At 61.8% G+C, this 17355-nt stretch carries 19 protein-coding genes; 17 read left to right on the top strand and 2 right to left on the bottom strand.

Features of this window, described 5'->3' with window-relative positions; all coding sequences use genetic code 11:
- Nucleotides 1-38: 38 nt before the first annotated feature.
- A complete protein-coding gene (locus LPA34_RS05060; RefSeq protein ID WP_228975573.1) occupies nt 39-758 on the bottom strand; it encodes an SAM-dependent methyltransferase in 720 nt (239 codons plus the stop codon).
- Nucleotides 755-1375, bottom strand: a complete 621-nt coding sequence (locus LPA34_RS05055) for a Maf-like protein (protein WP_228975572.1) — start codon at nt 1373-1375, stop codon at nt 755-757. The genes LPA34_RS05060 and LPA34_RS05055 overlap by 4 nt, the downstream gene beginning before the upstream one ends.
- Nucleotides 1376-1593: 218 nt before the next feature.
- On the opposite strand from LPA34_RS05055, the gene LPA34_RS05050 reads away from it, so the two are divergent.
- From LPA34_RS05050 to rnc, 17 genes are all read left to right on the top strand, one after another.
- Nucleotides 1594-2247, top strand: coding sequence for a DUF177 domain-containing protein (locus LPA34_RS05050; RefSeq protein WP_228975570.1), 654 nt, complete (start codon nt 1594-1596; stop codon nt 2245-2247).
- A gap of 105 nt (nt 2248-2352) precedes the next feature.
- Nucleotides 2353-2532 (top strand): 50S ribosomal protein L32, encoded by a 180-nt coding sequence (rpmF, locus tag LPA34_RS05045; RefSeq protein ID WP_228975567.1) that lies wholly within the window; start codon nt 2353-2355, stop codon nt 2530-2532.
- A 140-nt stretch (nt 2533-2672) separates the two neighbouring features.
- Entirely contained in the window at nt 2673-3803 is a 1131-nt protein-coding gene (gene plsX, locus LPA34_RS05040) for a phosphate acyltransferase PlsX (protein ID WP_228975564.1), read from the top strand.
- Nucleotides 3803-4792: a beta-ketoacyl-ACP synthase III gene (locus tag LPA34_RS05035; RefSeq protein WP_228975562.1), complete on the top strand. Its 990-nt coding sequence runs from the start codon at nt 3803-3805 to the stop codon at nt 4790-4792. Before plsX ends, LPA34_RS05035 begins: the two co-directional genes overlap by 1 nt.
- Nucleotides 4793-4892: 100 nt before the next feature.
- Nucleotides 4893-5825 carry an ACP S-malonyltransferase gene (gene fabD, locus LPA34_RS05030; protein ID WP_228975560.1) on the top strand — a complete coding sequence of 311 codons (933 nt, stop codon included), beginning with the start codon at nt 4893-4895 and terminating at the stop codon, nt 5823-5825.
- A 99-nt stretch (nt 5826-5924) separates the two neighbouring features.
- A complete protein-coding gene (gene fabG / locus LPA34_RS05025) occupies nt 5925-6674 on the top strand; it encodes a 3-oxoacyl-ACP reductase FabG (protein ID WP_228975559.1) in 750 nt (249 codons plus the stop codon).
- 150 nt (nt 6675-6824) lie between these two features.
- Nucleotides 6825-7064 carry an acyl carrier protein gene (gene acpP / locus LPA34_RS05020; protein ID WP_014897657.1) on the top strand — a complete coding sequence of 80 codons (240 nt, stop codon included), beginning with the start codon at nt 6825-6827 and terminating at the stop codon, nt 7062-7064.
- Nucleotides 7065-7169: 105 nt separating this feature from the next.
- Nucleotides 7170-8408, top strand: coding sequence for a beta-ketoacyl-ACP synthase II (gene fabF / locus LPA34_RS05015; RefSeq protein ID WP_228975556.1), 1239 nt, complete (start codon nt 7170-7172; stop codon nt 8406-8408).
- A 4-nt stretch (nt 8409-8412) separates the two neighbouring features.
- Nucleotides 8413-8901, top strand: a complete 489-nt coding sequence (locus LPA34_RS05010; RefSeq protein ID WP_228975555.1) for a hypothetical protein — start codon at nt 8413-8415, stop codon at nt 8899-8901.
- Between the two features lie 95 nt (nt 8902-8996).
- Complete coding sequence (gene rpoE, locus LPA34_RS05005) at nt 8997-9596, top strand: RNA polymerase sigma factor RpoE (RefSeq protein WP_090529204.1); 600 nt, start codon at nt 8997-8999, stop codon at nt 9594-9596.
- Between the two features lie 81 nt (nt 9597-9677).
- Nucleotides 9678-10292 carry a sigma-E factor negative regulatory protein gene (locus LPA34_RS05000; protein WP_228975703.1) on the top strand — a complete coding sequence of 205 codons (615 nt, stop codon included), beginning with the start codon at nt 9678-9680 and terminating at the stop codon, nt 10290-10292.
- 3 nt (nt 10293-10295) lie between these two features.
- On the top strand, nt 10296-11339 hold the full coding sequence (locus LPA34_RS04995; RefSeq protein ID WP_228975553.1) for a MucB/RseB C-terminal domain-containing protein: 1044 nt from the start codon (nt 10296-10298) through the stop codon (nt 11337-11339).
- 19 nt (nt 11340-11358) lie between these two features.
- Nucleotides 11359-12885: a DegQ family serine endoprotease gene (locus LPA34_RS04990; protein ID WP_228975551.1), complete on the top strand. Its 1527-nt coding sequence runs from the start codon at nt 11359-11361 to the stop codon at nt 12883-12885.
- A complete protein-coding gene (locus LPA34_RS04985; protein WP_228975549.1) occupies nt 12882-13154 on the top strand; it encodes a glutaredoxin family protein in 273 nt (90 codons plus the stop codon). The genes LPA34_RS04990 and LPA34_RS04985 overlap by 4 nt, the downstream gene beginning before the upstream one ends.
- A gap of 173 nt (nt 13155-13327) precedes the next feature.
- Nucleotides 13328-15121, top strand: a complete 1794-nt coding sequence (lepA, locus tag LPA34_RS04980; RefSeq protein ID WP_228975547.1) for a translation elongation factor 4 — start codon at nt 13328-13330, stop codon at nt 15119-15121.
- Between the two features lie 18 nt (nt 15122-15139).
- Nucleotides 15140-16033 (top strand): signal peptidase I, encoded by an 894-nt coding sequence (gene lepB, locus LPA34_RS04975; protein ID WP_228975544.1) that lies wholly within the window; start codon nt 15140-15142, stop codon nt 16031-16033.
- A gap of 153 nt (nt 16034-16186) precedes the next feature.
- Nucleotides 16187-17338, top strand: coding sequence for a ribonuclease III (gene rnc / locus LPA34_RS04970; RefSeq protein WP_228975542.1), 1152 nt, complete (start codon nt 16187-16189; stop codon nt 17336-17338).
- Nucleotides 17339-17355: the final 17 nt, after the last annotated feature.

Raw genomic sequence — 17355 nt, 5'->3', positions numbered from 1 at the left:
GGCTGGACCGGGCGGCCGTTATCGCCTTGATGCTTCGCCTAGACCGCCAGTAGCAGGAAGATCGCCGGTCGCTTGTGCAGATCGATGGCCGGTGCTTTTTTCCAGTCCGCCACGGAACGGCTCGCGATGGTTTCTTCCGGCAGCGTCAAATCGACCGCGACGCAGACGAGCGTCGAAGGCGCGCAGGTTGCGATCAGCGTATCCACCAGTGCGCGGTTGCGGTAAGGCGTCTCGATAAAAATCTGGGTTTGCTTCGCCTTGCGCGACTGTTGTTCGAGTTCGCGCAGACGCTTCGCGCGCTCCGCTGCGTCGACCGGCAGATAGCCGTGAAACGCAAAGCTCTGGCCGTTCAGACCCGATGCCATCAACGCCAGCAGGATCGAACTTGGCCCGACGAGCGGCACGACCTTGACGCCGCGCTCATGCGCACGCCGTACGAGCAACGCGCCAGGATCGGCAACGGCCGGGCAACCGGCTTCCGAAACAAGCCCGGCATCCGTTCCGGCAAGAATCGGCGCCAGCAGCTTTTCGACCTCTCCGGCCGGCGTATTCACGTTCAGCTCGCGAATCTCGATTTCCTGAATCGGCCGGTCGGTGCCGACTTTCTTCAGGAACGCTCGTGTCGTCTTCGCGTTTTCGCCGATGTAATAGTGCAGCGCGGCGGCCTGTGCGCGAACCGGTGCGGGCAGGACGGCGGCGAGCGCGTCCGCGTCGCCTTCGCCGAGTGTATTGGGGATCAGGTAGAGAACGCCGCTCATCGTGCACCAAAAAGTGGGTAACCAGCCGCCAGCAGCATGCCCGTGAGTGCAATCAGCGGGAGGCCGATCAGCGCTGTGGGGTCGTCTGAATCGATTGCTTCGAGAAGCGCAATGCCAAGCCCTTCCGATTTTGCGCTGCCCGCGACGTCATAGGGCTTTTCGGCAAGGAGATACGCCTCGAGACCGGCGTCCGGCAGGTTGCGAAAGCGCACGTGCGTGACGACATCGACGGTTTGCGCCTGGCCCGATCCGCTGTCGAAGAGGCAAAGCGCACTATGAAACAGCACTTCGCGACCGCGCATGGCCTGCAGTTGCGCCAGCGCTTTTGCGTGCGTGCCGGGTTTGCCGATCTGCAGGCCGTCGTAAGTTGCGACCTGATCGGAGCCGATAACAAGCGTACGCGATGCGGCTGCCGCACTGGATCCGGCGACGGCGCGCGCCTTGGCTTCGGCGAGCCGCAACGCGGTGGTTTCGGGGCTTTCGCCCGCGAGCGGCGTCTCGTCGATGTCCGGCACGACGACGTCGAACGGAATCCGCAGGCGCTCGAGCAGTTCGCGGCGATACCGCGAACTCGATGCGAGAATCAGGCGGGGCGGGCGATTCGGGGGAGCTGGCATGGTCGACCAAAGGCAGTAAAGACGGACCGCAAACCGGTTTCGGGATGCGGACTTAAGTGTTTGACTCGAAAAGACAAAACGGATATGATTTTGGGCTTTTCATCGCTATGTTATTTGCGCGCGCACCTGTTGCGCATCGCATATGACATATGGCAACAGGCAACGCCCCGAGCATGCCGGATCATCCCGGCCGAAAGGCCATCCACGCAGGAGCGCACATGACTGAACATCCTGGCAAACCTGCAGGTTCCGCTGCCGTTCTCGATCCGCGCGAACTCGACCTGTTCGAATTCGCGCGAAGCGGCCGGCAGGCTGCGGGTGTGGTGCGCGTCTCGCAACTGCCGCGCATGTTAAACGAAGTCCCGGCCGAGGCGCCAGAGCGCGATACCGCGTTCACCTGGCAGGCGGAAGGGTCGACCCAGCCCGAATTGCAGGACGACGGCACCGAGGGTCCGCAGCCTTATCTGCGGCTCGCGCTTCACGGTTCGGCGTGGCTGGTGTGTCAGCGTTGTCTGGCCCCGTATGAGCAGGCGTTCAACGTCGACGCGATATACCGGGTAGTCAACACCGAGGAAGAAGCGGAAGAATTCCCGCTGGATGAGGATGAAGTCGAGGTGATCGTGGGCTCACGCCAGTTCGATCTCGTCGGGTTGATCGAAGAGGAATTGCTGCTTTCGCTGCCGCTGGTGCCGAAGCACGATGTTTGCCCCGAGGTTCACGAAAGTCTCGTCTCGGGCGTAAGCGGTGCGGATGGCGAGGGCGAAGAGGCGGCGCGGGACGAAGCTGGCGAGGGTGGCGAACCCGGACGGCCGAATCCATTTGCGGCGCTCGAAGGGCTCAAGCGGGGCGGTCCTGGCGGCGAAAAGCACTGAACGGTTGCATGGGAGCGCGATGGTATTTCGGCGTATTGGCCAGTCGGCCACTGCCGATTGCCTTGTCGGGCTGTGTTAGAATTCGGAAAATTTTTAGGAGTTATCATGGCAGTTCAACAAAACAAGAAGTCGCCGTCGAAGCGCGGCATGCACCGCTCGCACGATTTTCTCGTCGCAGCACCGCTGGCTGTCGAACCGAGCACGGGTGAAGTGCATCTGCGTCACCACGTTAGCCCGAACGGCTACTATCGCGGCAAGAAAGTCGTCAAGACGAAGAACGACTAATCGTTCCCGACTCGTCGCGTCTTCCGCGGTTGCGTTCAATGGCGTGTCGCGTGGCGATCAGCTCGCTTGACATTTTCCCGGCTCGACAAAAAGGCGGCATTCAACTGCCGCTTTTTTGTGCCTGAAATTCGTCGCATTCCATGACTGTAAAGCTCACGATCGATTGCATGGGAGGCGACCACGGCCCGTCCGTGACCGTTCCCGCAGCTGTCAACTTCGTTCGTTCGCATCCCGACGTGCACCTGATGCTTGTCGGCATCGAAACCGCGATCCGGGCCCAGCTGAAGAAGTTGAAAGCGCTGGACGAGCCGGCGCTGACGGTCGTCGCGGCCACCGAGATCGTCGCCATGGACGATCCGGTCGAAGTCGCCCTGCGCAAAAAGAAAGACTCGTCGATGCGCGTTGCGCTGAACCGGGTCAAGGAAGGCGAAGCGCAGGCCTTCATCTCCGCCGGCAACACAGGCGCGCTGATGGCGGTTTCCCGTTACGTGCTGAAAACGCTCCCGGGCATCGAGCGCCCGGCGATCGCGTTCGCCCTGCCGAACCGCACCGGCTACACGATGATGCTGGACCTTGGCGCCAATGTCGATTGCGAGCCGCAGCATCTGCTGCAGTTCGCCGAGATGGGGCACGCGCTCGTGTCCGCGCTCGAAGGCAAGGAGCGGCCCACCATCGGCCTGCTCAACATCGGTGAAGAAGTCATCAAGGGCAACGAGACGATCAAGCGCGCCGGCGAACTGCTGCGTGCAAGCACGCTCAACTTCCGCGGCAATGTCGAAGGCGACGATATCTATAAAGGTACCGTCGACGTCATCGTCTGCGATGGCTTCGTCGGCAATGTCGCGCTGAAGACGTCGGAAGGGCTCGCACAGATGCTTTCCGATATCATCAAGGAAGAGTTCGGCCGTTCGTGGCTCACGAAGCTGATGGCCTTTCTCGCATTGCCGGTATTGATGCGTTTCAAGAAGCGCGTCGACCACCGGCAATACAATGGTGCGGCGCTGCTCGGGTTGCGCAGTCTCGTGATCAAGAGCCACGGTTCGGCCGATGCCTACGCGTTTGAGTGGGCGATCAAACGCGGGTATGATGCCGTCAAAAATGGCGTGCTCGAACGCCTTGCATCCGCGATGGAAGAGAATGCGGGTCCTCTCGAACAGGCAGCGCGTGGGGCAGCCCCCGGAGTGAATCCGGAGACAGGCGGCGCGGGTCAGGCCAGCCCGGTCGCGGGCCAGCCAGCCGATCCCTACGCTGCGCAATCCTCGAAGGCATAATGGCTCAATCGACTATTTATTCCCGCGTGCTGGGCACCGGCAGCTATCTGCCGCCCCGACGCGTCACGAATCAGGATCTGGCTGAACGTCTCGCGAAACAGGGTGTCGAGACAAGCGACGAGTGGATCGTCGCGCGCACGGGTATTCATGCCCGCCATTTCGCAGAACCTGATGTCACCACGAGCGACCTCGCGCTGATCGCTTCACAACGCGCGATCGAAGCGGCTGACATCGACCCGCAGTCCATCGATCTCGTCATTGTCGCTACGTCCACTCCGGATTTCGTTTTTCCGAGCACGGCGTGTCTGTTGCAGAACAAGCTCGGTATCAAAAATAACGGCGCGGCGTTCGACGTGCAGGCCGTGTGTTCCGGCTTCGCGTACGCAGTTGCCATCGCCGACAGTTTCATTCGCAGCGGGCAGCATCGTACGGCGCTGGTGATCGGCGCCGAGACGTTTTCGCGCATTCTCGATTTCAACGACCGGACCACGTGCGTGCTGTTTGGCGACGGCGCCGGCGCGGTCATCCTGCAAGCGTCCGAAGAACCGGGCGTACTCGCGAGCGCGCTGCATGCCGATGGCAGCCACGCGAAGATTCTGTGCACGCCGGGGAACGTGAACGGCGGCGTGGTGGCGGGCAGCGCGTTCCTGCACATGGACGGCCCGGCGGTGTTCAAACTCGCCGTCAACGTGCTGGAGAAGGTTGCGATCGAAGCGCTCGCCAAGGCCAACCTCGCGCCTGAGCAGATCGACTGGCTGATTCCGCATCAGGCCAACATCCGCATCATGCAAAGCACGTGTCGCAAGCTCGGTCTTCCGCAGGAGCGGATGGTGGTCACCGTCGGCGAGCACGGCAACACGTCGGCGGCATCGATTCCGCTCGCGTTCGACGTCGCGGTTCGCGACGGGCGCATCAAGCGCGGTCAGAACGTCCTGATCGAAGGCGTGGGCGGCGGCTTTACGTGGGGCGCATCGGTCATCCGCTATTGATCGACAGGCTTGCGGCCAGCGCGACATTTCGCTGCCGGTTGCCCTGTCTCATGGCGATGTCGCGTGCGCGGCTCCACTTCTCACCGAATTTGAGGACGATATGACATTTGCGTTCGTTTTTCCTGGTCAGGGCTCGCAGTCGGTCGGCATGCTCAATGCATTCGCCGATCACGCCATCGTGCGCGAGACGGTTCAGGAAGCCTCCGACGCGCTCGGTCAGGATCTCGGCAAGCTGATCGCCGAAGGCCCGGCCGACGATCTGAATCTCACTACCAATACCCAGCCGGTCATGCTGACCGCCGCCTATGCGATCTATCGCGCGTGGCAGGCGGCCGGTGGCCCGGCGCCGGCGATCGTCGCGGGGCACAGCCTCGGCGAATACACCGCTCTGGTTGCGGCCGGCGCGCTCGCATTCCGCGATGCGGTTCCGCTCGTGCGTTTTCGCGCGCAGGCAATGCAGACGGCGGTGCCGGTCGGCCAGGGCGGCATGGCCGCGATTCTTGGTCTCGATGACGATACGGTGCGTGCGGTTTGCGCCGAAGCGTCGTCGGCAGGCGTTGTCGAGGCGGTGAATTTCAACGCGCCGTTGCAGGTCGTCATCGCGGGTCACAAGGCGGCCGTCGAAAAGGCATGTGACGTCGCGAAGGCGAAGGGCGCGAAGCGCGCGCTGCCGTTGCCGGTTTCCGCGCCGTTCCACTCGTCGCTGCTGAAGCCGGCGTCGGACCAGTTGCGTGCGTATCTGGCGGACGTGGACATTCAGGTGCCGGCGATTCCTGTCATCAATAACGTTGACGTTGCCATCGTGGCCGAACCGGCCGGCATCAAGGACGCGCTCGTGCGCCAGGCCGCCGGGGCGGTGCGCTGGGTGGAGTGCGTGCAGGCAATGGCGGGTCAGGGCGTCACGCACGTCATCGAATGCGGGCCGGGCAAGGTGCTGGCGGGGCTGACGAAGCGCATCGACGGCAACCTAGTCGGCGCATCGATCGTCGATCCGGCATCGCTCGACGAAGCGCTCAAGCTCGCGACGGCGTAATTCGCCTTTGCGGTGGGTAGCGGGCGCAAGTCTGCTGCCCCGGCAGCAGATTCAACGATTATTTCAGCCCGGACTTTCACGGGCAATCCGGACATCAAGATGGAAAAGACTCTCGACAAGCAGATCGCTGTTGTGACGGGCGCTTCGCGCGGCATCGGCCGGGCGATCGCGCTTGAACTGGCGCGCCAGGGTGCGACCGTGATCGGCACGGCCACGAGCGAAGCGGGGGCGGCCGCGATCACCGAAGCATTCAGGGCCGAAGGCGTGAACGGCCGCGGCGCCGTGCTGGACGTGAACGACGCAGCGGCTGCGGAAGCGCTGATCGACGGCACGGTGAAGGAATTCGGCGCGCTCAACGTACTCGTGAACAATGCCGGCATCACGCAGGACCAGTTGGCCATGCGCATGAAAGACGACGAATGGGATTCGGTGGTCGACACCAATCTCAAGTCGGTTTTCCGTCTGTCGCGCGCCGTGCTGCGTCCGATGATGAAGGCGCGCGGCGGCCGGATCATCAACATCACGTCGGTGGTCGGCTCGGCGGGCAATCCGGGGCAGGTGAACTACGCGGCGGCCAAGGCCGGTGTCGCGGGCATGACGCGGGCGCTCGCGCGCGAAATCGGCAGCCGCAACATCACGGTCAATTGCGTGGCGCCAGGTTTCATCGATACCGACATGACGAAATCCCTGCCCGAAGAGCAGCAAACCGCGCTTAAAACGCAGATTCCGCTTGGCCGTCTGGGCAGCCCGGAAGATATCGCGCACGCCGTCGTGTTTCTGGCTTCACCGCATGCTGGCTACATCACGGGCACGACGCTGCACGTGAATGGCGGCATGTATATGTCGTAAAAGTTTTCGTTTTTCATCACCGGCTTATACCTTTCGGGTAAACGTGCCGTGGGTGGTGGGTCAGCAACCGTGCGCGCCGCTTTTTTAGCGTGTCAAACCTGATAAAATGCGCGCACCTGCATTTTTGAACTTATTTCCCTTGGAGGGGTAATGGACAATATCGAACAGCGCGTCAAGAAGATCGTCGCAGAACAACTGGGCGTTGCCGAAGCAGAAATCAAGACCGAAGCATCGTTCGTGAACGACCTCGGCGCTGACTCGCTCGACACGGTCGAACTCGTGATGGCCCTCGAAGACGAATTCGGCATGGAAATTCCGGATGAAGAAGCCGAGAAAATCACGACCGTCCAGCAAGCGATCGACTACGCCCGCGCAAACGTCAAGGCCTAAGGTCATTCGGACGATTTTGCCAGGTTAACAGCCACAGGGCTCACAGGGCATGTTCCTGTGGCCGCTGTGGCTTTTGCTTTTGTCATTTATGAAAACGAGGTTACCGTGAGCCGTCGTCGAGTTGTTGTTACAGGCCTGGGGCTGATTTCGCCTGTTGGCAATAATGTTGCCGACGGCTGGGCCAATCTGGTCGCCGGCAAATCCGGCATTGCCGACATCACGAAGTTCGACGCATCGAACTTCTCGACCCGCTTCGCCGGAGAGGTCAAGGGCTTCAATATCGAGGACTACATCCCCGGTAAGGAAGCGCGCCACATGGATACGTTCATCCATTACGGCGTCGCTGCCGGCATTCAGGCGATGCACGACAGCGGCCTCGAAATCACCGGGGAAAACGCGGAACGCGTCGGCGTGGTCGTGGGTTCGGGTATCGGCGGCCTGCCGATGATCGAAATCACGCAGACCGAACTGCTGAATCGCGGTCCGCGCCGGATCTCGCCGTTCTTCGTGCCGGCGTCGATCATCAACATGATCTCCGGCCATCTGTCGATCAAGTTCGGCCTTAAAGGCCCGAACCTCGCGATTGTCACGGCCTGCACGACCGGTCTGCACTGCATCGGCGAAGCCTCGCGCCTGATCGAATACGGCGACTGCGACGTGATGATCGCAGGCGGCGCGGAATCGACGGTATCGCCGCTCGGTGTCGGCGGCTTTGCGGCGGCGCGCGCGCTGTCGCAGCGTAACGACGATCCCGCGACGGCAAGCCGTCCGTGGGACAAGGACCGCGATGGTTTCGTGCTGGGTGAGGGTGCGGGCGTGATGGTGCTGGAAGAGTACGAACACGCCAAGGCACGTGGCGCGAAGATTTACGCGGAAGTGTCCGGTTACGGCATGAGCGGCGACGCGTACCACATGACCGCACCGCTCGAGGATGGCGACGGCGCACGCCGCTGCATGCTGGCTGCGATGAAGAACGCGGGTATCAACGCGGATCAGGTGAGCTACCTGAACGCGCACGGTACTTCGACGCCTTTGGGCGATCTGGCTGAGACAACCGGCATCAAGCGCGCCTTCGGCGATCACGCGAAGAACATGGTCGTCAATTCCACCAAGTCGATGACCGGGCATCTGCTCGGCGGCGCGGGCGGGCTCGAATCGGTGTTTACCGTGCTGGCCGTGCATCATCAGATCTCGCCGCCGACCATCAACATCTTTAACCAGGACCCGGCCTGCGATCTCGATTACTGCGCGAACACCGCGCGGGAAATGAAGATCGACGTCGCGCTGAAGAACTCTTTCGGGTTCGGCGGCACGAACGGCACGCTGGTCTTCAAGCGCGCCTGACGGCTTGACGGTTCACGTTGAGACAGCCGGTCCGGCGTATCTTGCCGGATCGGCGCCGTCAGACGGATCGCACCGGCGCATCGCGCTGCGGCGTTCCCCGGCGGTGCGCTGGGCGATCGCGATTTTCGTCATGATCGCGACCTCGGCCATGTTCACCTGCCTCGCGCCGCGTCCTGGCGCCGGGCCGGCGCTACCTCTGGTTTTCACCGTTTTCATTCTGCTCGCGGCCAGCGCACGCGGTTGGGAGCGTACCCAGCCGCGATGGTTGAGAATCGGGGCAAATGGTCTGTGGTTATGGAACGAGCGCGATGCAACACCCGTTCAGGCCCGGATAACCGGCTGTTCGCAGTGGAGCAACCGGCTCCTCATTCTTGCGATTGCCGGGGAGACCGGGCCCCTCAAACCGTTGTTTATTGCGGCCGACGCAGTTCCGGCCAGCGTCTTCCTCGAACTGTCGGTCCTTGGCCGGCGCGGCTCCCCAACTTCACTATAAAGACTGTAACCACTGTTACCGGCGTAACGTGACGCGATGATGGGGACGCTACAATGGTGCCCCGCCATGCACCCTATAGCTAACGGATTTATCAGGTGAGCGAAAAAGAAATTGATCAGGTGCTGGTCGAGCGCGTCCAGAAGGGCGACAAGGCCGCGTTCGAGCTTCTGGTCACCAAATACCACCGCAAGATCATCCGGCTGATCTCGCGCCTCGTGCGGGACCCCGCCGAGGTCGAGGACGTGGCCCAGGATGCCTTTATCAAGGCATATCGGGCACTTCCCCAGTTTCGGGGCGAATCCGCGTTTTATACGTGGTTGTACCGTATTGCGGTGAACACGGCAAAGAACTACCTTGCGACCCAGAGCCGGCGCGCGCCGACGTCGACCGAAGCGGATGCTGAAGAAGCTGAAACTTTCTCGGATGCCGACCAACTAAGGGATATCAACACGCCTGAGTCGATGTTGATGAGCAAGCAGATCGCCGAGACGGTCAATGCTGCAATGGCGGTTTTACCGGAAGAGCTGCGCACCGCCATTACTCTTCGTGAAATTGAAGGTTTGAGTTACGAAGAAATCGCTGAGATGATGGGATGCCCTATCGGTACCGTCAGATCGCGAATTTTTCGCGCTCGCGAAGCCATTGCGGCAAAATTGCGTCCGTTGCTTGACACACCCGAGGGCAAGCGCTGGTAATAGCCAGCTAGCCGGACGGGCAAGGGCGCAGTATCTGGGTTAGGTGGTGTCACTATGAGTGTCAGCAAGATGGGGAGCATCATGGGGTCGGTCTCGATGCAATCGCAAGCAAGCTCGCGAGGCGAGCGTCTGTCCGCTTTTGTCGACGGAGAGCTGTCCGGCGAAGAGCATCTGAACAAATTTATCGCGGATCTGAATCGTGAAGACCGTGGGATGTGGGCGGATTACCACCTGATCGGCGACGCATTGCGTTCCGACGATCTGGCCGTCAGTCCGGCTGCCAGTCAGGCGTTCATGGCGGGTTTTGCGGCACGCTTCGAATCGGAAGCGCACGTGCTCGCGCCTGCGCCGATGCCAGTCGCGCAACGTTTGCTGGCGCTGCGCCGGCGGGTTTTGCCGACGTTTGCAGTAGCCGCCGCCGCGGCAACGCTCACGTGGATCGTCGTTCCGCAACTGCAAGGTGTCGGTACGTCCGGTGGCGCGCAGATGGCTTCGGTATCTTCCATGCAGCGTGTGGCGATGGCCTCGGTGCCGGTCGCGAACGTGCAGCCGGCCATGCAGGATGTGAACATCATCCGTGACGCCAATCTTGACCAGTATCTGGAAGCCCACCAGCAGTTCGCCCAGCAGCCGGTCGTTCCGGGCTCGATGCCGCTGATCCGTGCTGCCGCTGCCGTGACCTCGCAGGACCAATAGTTGATGCAGACTCCGCAGTTCAATAAAACGACAAACTGGGGGCGGCTGCCGGCATTTCTGTTCTGTGCAGCCGTACTGCTTTCCGTAACATCCCGCGTTTTCGCACAATCCCAGGATCCGGCGACCGACCATCGCACGGCGGCCGAGTGGCTCAATCGCATCCATCAGGCTGCGCAGCAGCAGAATTACGAGGGTGCGTTCGTCTATCAGCGCGGTTCGTTCGTGCAGTCGTCGCGCATCTCGCATTACGCGACGCGCAACGACGGCGAATACGAGCAGCTGGAAAGCCTCGACGGCAAGCCGCGCAAGATGCTGCGCCATAACGACGACCTCTATACGTTCGTGCCCGAACGTCATCTGTGCGTCGTCGAAAAGCGTCAGAACAAGGATTCGTTCCCCGCGCTCCTGTCCGCGCCGGTCGATCAGGTGCTGTCGGTCTATGAACCGAAGCTGCTTGGCGCCGATCGCGTGGCCGGAATCGACAGCCAGGTAATCGAACTCGATCCGAAGGACGCGTACCGCTACGCCTACAAACTGTGGGCCGACACGAAAACCGGGCTGCTGCTGCGTGCGCAGACGCTTGATCCGGCTGGTCAGGTGCTCGAACAGCTGTCGTTTTCGCAGATCCGCATCGGCGTGCCGGTCGACAAGGCTGCAATCGTCAACGGCATTCACAACACGGCCGGGTGGACGGTGGTGCATCCGCCAATCGAACCAGTCGACATGGAAGCGCAAGGCTGGCAGATGTCGCCGACTGTTCCGGGTTTCCGCAAGATTCGTGAGTTGCGCCGCCCGATGGCCGCGCGCGACGCTGGCGATCCGACTATTCCGGTCGATCAGGCGGTGTTTTCGGACGGTCTCGCGGCCATTTCGATCTTCGTCGAACCTGTCGAAAAGAACACGCGCAAGGAGGGGTCGGGCAGTAGTGGTGCAACGCATGTGCTCGTGAAGCGCCACGGCGATTTCTGGATTACCTTGCTCGGGGAAGTGCCCCAGGCCACGTTGCAGCAATTTGCGTCTGCCATAGAATACAAGGCTACAAAGTAATCCTCCGGCTCAAGACCTTATGACGAACTTCTCGGTGCGCAATTTCCTTGCAGCCGCGGTGGTGGCAGTGTGTCTGCCGCTCGTGCCGCACACGGCGCTGGCGGCGCCTGCAGCCAGTCTTCCCGACTTTACCGACCTCGTTGACAAGGTTGGGCCCGCCGTCGTGAACATCCGCACGACCTCGCGCGTGTCGAGTTCGACGCGAGGTCTGCCACCGGGCATGGACGATGGCGACATGTCAGAGTTCTTCCGGCGCTTCTTCGGTATTCCGATGCCGCAATCGCCGCAATCGCCTGATACACAGCCCCGCGGTGGTGGAGGCGGTAGTGGTGGCAACCAGGGCCAGCAGGACACGCCCGACAGCGGTGGCGGTGGCGATACCGAACAGAACAGTGGCGTCGGCTCGGGCTTCATCCTGTCAGCTGACGGTTACGTGATGACGAATGCGCACGTCGTCGACGATGCCGACACGATCTACGTCACACTTACCGACAAGCGCGAGTTCAAGGCGAAGCTCATCGGTGTCGACGATCGCACGGACGTTGCGGTTGTGAAGATCAATGCCGCGAACCTGCCGGCCGTCACGATTGGCGATTCGAACAAGGTGCGCGTGGGTGAATGGGTCGTCGCGATCGGCTCGCCGTTTGGGCTCGAAAACACGGTCACCGCCGGTATCGTGAGCGCGAAGGGCCGTGATACGGGCGACTATCTGCCGTTTATCCAGACTGATGTCGCGGTGAATCCGGGCAACTCGGGCGGCCCGCTGATCAACATGCAGGGCGAGGTGATCGGCATCAATTCGCAGATTTACAGCCGTACGGGCGGCTTCATGGGCATTTCCTTCGCGATTCCAATCGACGAAGCGATCCGCGTGGCCGACCAGCTGAAGACGACCGGCAAGGTGACGCGTGGCCGCATCGCCGTCGCGATCGGCGAGGTGACGAAGGACGTGGCCGATTCGCTCGGCTTGCCGAGGGCGCAGGGTGCGCTTGTGAGCAGCGTCGAGCCGGGCGGTCCCGCGGACAAGGCGGGTGTGCAACCGGGCGACATCATCCTGAAGTTCAATGGTCATCCGGTCGATACCGCGACGGATCTGCCACGGATGGTCGGTGACACGAAGCCGGGTACGCAGGCAACCATCACGATCTGGCGCAAGGGCAAGACGCGCGACCTGCCGGTCACGATCGCGGAGATGCAGCCGGACAAGACCGCGAAGGCCGATACGAAGAAAACGCCGCCGCCGAAGCAGCGCGCCACGAACGCGCTGGGTCTCGCGGTCAGTGATATTCCTTCCGATCAGCTGAAAGCATTGAAACTGCGCGGAGGCGTGCAGATCGACGCGGCGGAGGGCCCAGCCGCGCGAGTCGGGTTGCAGAAGGGTGACATCATTCTGCGTGTCGGCGATACCGACGTCTCGAACGCGAAGGAGTTCGAAGACGCCACGTCGCATCTCGACCCGCAAAAGATGACGGCGCTGCTCGTGCGCCGCGGCGACAATACGCAGTTCGTGCCGATCCGTCCGCGTTCGGCGCCGGCGCAGAAGTGACGATGGCGGCACCGCTGACGCTCTACGGGCGCACGTGGTGCCATCTGTGCGACGACATGCATGCAGCGCTCGAGCCTTTGCTGGCCGAGTTCGGCACGCATGTCGACGTGATCGACATCGATGCCGACCCGGTGCTCGAAGCCCGTTACAATGAGCACGTCCCTGTTCTGATCTGCGATGGCGTCGAACTGTGCCACTATCATTTCGACGAAGCGCGCGTCCGTGCCGCGCTCATGGCGCGCGTCACGCCTGACCGCTCCGCGCAGTGAAAGGGACCCGCGAGCTCCGCACGCGCATGCACACACCCTGGCCACCTGGCTGGCCGTCCCGCAAAAAGCGCCGGGCGAAGGCCTTTTCGGCTAAAATAGTCCGGTTTTTCACCTACTTACAAGGCGTGCTCCGCAATCGTCCGAGCGCGCCTTTTTTGCTTGATCGGTACTGAATGGATCATATTCGTAATTTCTCGATCATTGCGCACATCGACCATGGCAAGTCGACGCTCGCCGATCGCATCATCCAGCTGTGTGGCGGTCTCTCCGACCGCGAAATGGAATCGCAGGTGCTCGACTCGATGGATCTCGAGCGTGAGCGCGGCATCACCATCAAGGCGCAGACGGCGGCGCTCTCCTATCGCGCACGCGACGGCAAGGTGTACAACCTCAACATGATCGACACGCCGGGGCACGTCGATTTCTCATATGAAGTCAGCCGCTCGCTGTCGGCGTGTGAAGGCGCGCTGCTCGTCGTCGACGCCAGTCAGGGCGTCGAGGCGCAAACGGTCGCGAACTGCTATACGGCGATCGAGCTCGGCGTCGAAGTCGTGCCTGTGCTGAACAAGATCGATCTGCCCGCGGCGAACCCGGAAAGCGCGATCGAGGAAATCGAGGACGTAATCGGCATCGACGCGACCGACGCCACGCGTTGCAGCGCGAAGACCGGTCTCGGCGTCGAAGACGTGCTCGAAGCGCTGATCGCGAAAGTGCCGCCGCCGAGGGGCGACACCGCGGCGCCGCTGCAGGCGCTGATCATCGATTCGTGGTTCGACAACTACGTCGGCGTGGTGATGCTGGTGCGCATTGTGAACGGCACGCTGCGCCCGAAGGACCGCATCCGCATGATGGCGACCGGCGCGCAGTATCCGGTCGAGCACATCGGCGTGTTCACGCCGAAGTCGAAGAATCTCGAGGTGCTGTCGGCGGGGCAGGTGGGCTTCATCATCGCGGGCATCAAGGAGTTGCCAGCCGCGAAGGTGGGCGACACCGTCACGCTCGTGAACCGTCCAGCGGCTGAACCGCTGCCGGGCTTCAAGGAAGTGAAGCCGCAGGTGTTTGCCGGCCTCTATCCGGTCGAGGCGAACCAGTACGACGCCCTGCGCGAATCGCTCGAAAAGCTGAAGCTGAACGACGCTTCGCTGCAGTACGAGCCGGAGGTGTCGCAGGCACTGGGCTTCGGCTTCCGTTGCGGCTTCCTTGGCCTCTTGCACATGGAGATCGTCCAGGAACGGCTCGAGCGCGAGTTCGACATGGACCTCATCACCACGGCGCCGACCGTCGTGTACGAAGTCCTGCAGCGCGACGGCACGGTCATCATGGTCGAGAATCCGGCGAAAATGCCGGACCCGTCGAGGATCGAGGAAGTACGCGAGCCGATCGTCACGGTCAACCTGTACATGCCGCAGGAATATGTCGGTTCGGTCATCACGCTCTGTACCAACAAGCGCGGCAACCAGATCAACATGCAGTATCACGGTCGTCAGGTTCAGCTGACGTACGAAATTCCGATGGGCGAGATCGTGCTCGACTTCTTCGACCGGTTGAAGTCGACGTCGCGCGGTTATGCGTCGATGGACTACGAGTTCAAGGAATATCGCGCGGCAGACGTGGTAAAGGTCGACATGCTGATCAACGGCGACAAGGTCGATGCGCTGTCGGTGATCGTTCACCGTTCGCAGAGCCAGTACCGTGGCCGTGAAGTCGCGGCCAAGATGCGCGAGCTGATTCCGCGTCAGATGTATGACGTGGCCATTCAGGCAACGATCGGTGCGAACATCATCGCGCGTGAGAACATCAAGGCGTTGCGCAAGAACGTGCTGGCGAAGTGCTATGGCGGCGATATCTCACGCAAGAAGAAGTTGCTGGAAAAGCAGAAAGCAGGCAAGAAACGGATGAAGCAGGTCGGGTCGGTGGAAATCCCGCAAGAGGCTTTCCTCGCAATCCTGCGTGTCGAAGACAAATAAGAGAAGAAACGGAACCCCATGAATTTTGCGCTGATTCTTTTTGTGCTCGTCGTCGTAACGGGCATCGCCTGGGTCGCAGACAAACTGGTTTTCATCCCGCGAAGGCGCCGCGCCGCCGACGCTGCGGTCGCCGAGTTCGACCGCCAGCAGGCGCGTGTTGGCGAGCGTTTCGCCGATGAAAACGCGCCGCAAACGCGTGCGCGTCTGCGTGACGAAAAGTTGCGCCAGCCCTGGTGGCTCGAATATTCGGCGAGCTTTTTCCCGGTGATTCTCGTCGTATTCGTCGTACGCTCGTTCGTCGTCGAGCCGTTCAAGATTCCGTCGGGTTCGATGGTGCCTACGCTGGTCGTCGGCGACTTCATCCTCGTCAACAAGTACGATTACGGTCTTCGTCTGCCGATTATCAACACGAAAATCACGCAGGGCCGTCCGCTCGAACGCGGCGACGTCGTCGTGTTCCGCTATCCGAAAGACGAATCGGTCGACTACATCAAACGTGTGATCGGTTTGCCGGGCGATGTCGTCGCGTATCAGGACAAGAAGCTCACGATCAACGGCAAGCCGGTGCCTGAAACGGCGCTGCCGGATTACTTCGACGAAGAGCGCATTGGCTACGCGAAGCAGTTCGAAGAAGATCTCGACGGACGCAAGAACGCGATCCTGAACAATCCGGCGGTTCCGCCGTTCATCGTCGGCGCGGAAGATTACCCATATCGCGACAACTGCACGTATAACGCGCAGGGCGTGATCTGCAAGGTACCGCCAGGCAACTATTTCATGATGGGCGACAACCGCGATAACAGTGCGGACAGCCGCTACTGGGGTTTCGCGCCGGACAAGAACATCGTCGGTCGCGCGTTCTTCGTCTGGATGAACTTCAGCAGTCTCAAGCGCATCGGTTCCTTCAACTGATCGCGTGGCAACCGGGCCGCATCGCACGCCGCGCACAGCGCGCGGCGTGTTAGCACGCTACTTTAAGAACGTGCGGTAACGTCGCTTCACCACGCTTTTTCGTCGGCCGTCCCGCGTCTTCGCCGGGGCAGGCGCCCGCGTTATACTCTGCACATGCCCCTATCTCCGTTGGAAAGCCGTTTGCGCTACGAATTTCGCAATGCGGAATTGTTGCGTCAGGCTTTAACTCACCGCAGTCACAGTGCTACGCATAATGAACGGCTCGAGTTTCTCGGCGACTCCGTTCTGAATTGCGCGGTGGCCGCGCTATTGTTCCAACGTTTCAGCAAGCTGGACGAAGGCGATCTGTCGCGCGTCCGCGCCAATCTGGTCAAGCAGCAGTCGCTGTATGAAATTGCTCAGGCCCTGAATATTTCCGAAGGATTGCGTCTCGGCGAGGGCGAGTTGCGCAGCGGCGGTTTCCGTCGCCCGTCGATTCTTGCGGATACACTGGAAGCCGTGCTGGGCGCGGTTTTCCTCGACGGCGGTTTCGACGCCGCGCAGACAGTCATCAAACGTCTGTATGTGCCGATTCTCGACCACATCGATCCGCGCACGCTCGGCAAAGACTCCAAGACGTTGCTTCAGGAATACCTGCAGGGTCACAAGATCGCGTTGCCGACCTATACGGTTGTCGCGACACATGGTGCGGCGCACAATCAGCAGTTCGAAGTCGAATGCACGGTGCCGAAGCTGGATGTGAAGGTGTCGGGCTCGGGCGCCAGCCGTCGCGCGGCCGAGCAGGCCGCGGCCAAGAAGGCGCTCGACGAAGTCATGGCAGCCGCGCCCGCGCTGGTCACGAAACCGAAGCGCTCGAAGGGCGCCCGTGCTGCGAAGCGCGCGGAGCCGGAGATCGTGCCGGGCGTCGCGGGCGTGCAGACCGCGCTGGATCTACGCGCGCCGGATCATCGAAAATCGTCGGAGCGCGCCGGGCGTGGCGAAGCACGAGCGGCACAGACCGTGCCAGACGGCGCGAGCGCCGCGAACGAACCCGCGAGCGTGCCACCCTCGCTGCCGCTTGCCGTGATTCGCGCCGCTCATGTCGAATACAGCGAGCCCGCGCAGTCGCAGGACAAAGTCGATCGCAGCGATAAAGTTACCGACAAAGCCACCGACAAAGCCGACGTCAGTCGCATCGCCACCGACAAGCTCACGCTTCGCAGCCGCGAACCGGCGTCGGGCGTTGCCGGCACACCGGACGAAGCCGAACTCGAACCCGGTGTAGCAGGCGCGGTGCAAACGCGCGCCGCCGACGCCGGCCATTGATGCATCCAGCGCGCCGC

This window comes from Paraburkholderia gardini (assembly GCF_907164575.1).
GTDB classification, from domain to species: domain Bacteria; phylum Pseudomonadota; class Gammaproteobacteria; order Burkholderiales; family Burkholderiaceae; genus Paraburkholderia; species Paraburkholderia gardini.
This window is presented reverse-complemented; position numbering and strand designations above follow the sequence as displayed.

What these genes read in the sequence shown, in the direction of transcription:
- LPA34_RS05060 (WP_228975573.1), bottom strand. Translation starts at nt 758, where the DNA reads ATGAGCGGCGTTCTCTACCTGATCCCCAATACACTCGGCGAAGGCGAC.
- LPA34_RS05055 (WP_228975572.1), bottom strand. Translation starts at nt 1,375, where the DNA reads ATGCCAGCTCCCCCGAATCGCCCGCCCCGCCTGATTCTCGCATCGAGT.
- LPA34_RS05050 (WP_228975570.1), top strand. Translation starts at nt 1,594, where the DNA reads ATGACTGAACATCCTGGCAAACCTGCAGGTTCCGCTGCCGTTCTCGAT.
- rpmF (WP_228975567.1), top strand. Translation starts at nt 2,353, where the DNA reads ATGGCAGTTCAACAAAACAAGAAGTCGCCGTCGAAGCGCGGCATGCAC.
- plsX (WP_228975564.1), top strand. Translation starts at nt 2,673, where the DNA reads ATGACTGTAAAGCTCACGATCGATTGCATGGGAGGCGACCACGGCCCG.
- LPA34_RS05035 (WP_228975562.1), top strand. Translation starts at nt 3,803, where the DNA reads ATGGCTCAATCGACTATTTATTCCCGCGTGCTGGGCACCGGCAGCTAT.
- fabD (WP_228975560.1), top strand. Translation starts at nt 4,893, where the DNA reads ATGACATTTGCGTTCGTTTTTCCTGGTCAGGGCTCGCAGTCGGTCGGC.
- fabG (WP_228975559.1), top strand. Translation starts at nt 5,925, where the DNA reads ATGGAAAAGACTCTCGACAAGCAGATCGCTGTTGTGACGGGCGCTTCG.
- acpP (WP_014897657.1), top strand. Translation starts at nt 6,825, where the DNA reads ATGGACAATATCGAACAGCGCGTCAAGAAGATCGTCGCAGAACAACTG.
- LPA34_RS05000 (WP_228975703.1), top strand. Translation starts at nt 9,678, where the DNA reads ATGGGGTCGGTCTCGATGCAATCGCAAGCAAGCTCGCGAGGCGAGCGT.
- LPA34_RS04995 (WP_228975553.1), top strand. Translation starts at nt 10,296, where the DNA reads ATGCAGACTCCGCAGTTCAATAAAACGACAAACTGGGGGCGGCTGCCG.
- LPA34_RS04990 (WP_228975551.1), top strand. Translation starts at nt 11,359, where the DNA reads ATGACGAACTTCTCGGTGCGCAATTTCCTTGCAGCCGCGGTGGTGGCA.
- lepA (WP_228975547.1), top strand. Translation starts at nt 13,328, where the DNA reads ATGGATCATATTCGTAATTTCTCGATCATTGCGCACATCGACCATGGC.
- lepB (WP_228975544.1), top strand. Translation starts at nt 15,140, where the DNA reads ATGAATTTTGCGCTGATTCTTTTTGTGCTCGTCGTCGTAACGGGCATC.
- rnc (WP_228975542.1), top strand. Translation starts at nt 16,187, where the DNA reads ATGCCCCTATCTCCGTTGGAAAGCCGTTTGCGCTACGAATTTCGCAAT.